At 37.3% G+C, this 1,307-nt stretch carries 1 pseudogene; it reads left to right on the top strand.

From position 1 onward, the window contains the following. Positions 1–1,307 (top strand): annotated as a pseudogene (locus tag Q0881_RS17685) (hypothetical protein); the annotation flags it as partial.

Here is a 1,307-nt window from a genome sequence, read left to right as displayed (position 1 = left end):
ATCGCTTTAGGCGGGGTAACAGTAATAAACGATGCTTGTGATGCAAGTTTAGTGGTAACCAGCAATGATGTAAGTGCAGCAGGAACGTGTCCAAATGTATTGGTAATCACCAGAACTTATACGGTAACCGACGATTGTAACAATGCAACAGACATTGTACAAACCATTAATATAGAAGATACTACTGCACCAGTTGTAACAGGAAGCTTAACGGCAATAACCACAGAAGGATGTGATGCCAGTGCAGCACCATCGGCGGCAACTACAGTAGCAGGAATCATCGCTTTAGGCGGGGTAACAGTAATAAACGATGCTTGTGATGCAAGTTTAGTGGTAACCAGCAATGATGTAAGTGCAGCAGGAACGTGTCCAAATGTATTGGTAATCACCAGAACTTATACAGTAACAGACGATTGTAACAATGCAACAGACATTGTACAAACCATTAATATAGAAGATACTACTGCACCGGTAATTGATGAAACAAATAAGAATAATATAGATATTGAATGTGGAATAGGTAATACAGCTCAAACCTTACAAGGTTGGTTAGATAATAATGCTGGAGCTGTAGCTACGGATAACTGTAGTGGTGTAGTATGGAGTAACGATTATGGAAATGATACATCAATAAAATGTGATGGAAACTATATCAATGTTACTTTTACAGCAACAGATGCTTGCGGAAATAAGAGTTCGGTAGTTGCTGGATATTTAATAAAAGATGATACAGCACCAGTAATTGCAACAGAAGCTTCAGATAGCAAAGTAGAATGTGATGGTTCTGGGAATCTTAATGATTTAAATAATTGGTTAGATACTAATGGAGGAGCTGCTGCTTCTGATGCTTGTAGTGTAGTGTCTTGGAGTCATAACTTTATCGAATTAAATTATACATGTAGTTTTGTTGGAGAAGTAGAAGTAATATTTACAGCTTCTGATGCTTGTGGAAATAAGAGCATAAGTACTGCTAAATTCATAATTGAAGATACCAAAGCACCAGAGTTTGTAGAGAGTTTACCAGCAGATATAACAGTTAGTTGTGATAATATTCCAACCATGGAGGTGTTAACGGCAACGGATAATTGTGATGCAATTGTAACGGTAGTTCCAAGTGAAGTAACAAGTGGGGATGATGATGCTTGTGGATCGGAATATTTAATTACAAGAAAATGGACAGTAAGTGATTGTTCAGGAAATACAACTACTCATATACAATCGATCACAGTAGAAGATACCAAAGCACCAGAGTTTGTAGAGAGTTTACCAGCAGATATAACAGTTAGTTGTGATAATATTCCAACCAT

Source organism: uncultured Tenacibaculum sp., from assembly GCF_947494125.1.
Taxonomy (GTDB): domain Bacteria; phylum Bacteroidota; class Bacteroidia; order Flavobacteriales; family Flavobacteriaceae; genus Polaribacter.
The sequence above is the reverse complement of the archived record's forward strand: the minus strand, read 5'-3'. Positions and strand labels throughout refer to the sequence as shown.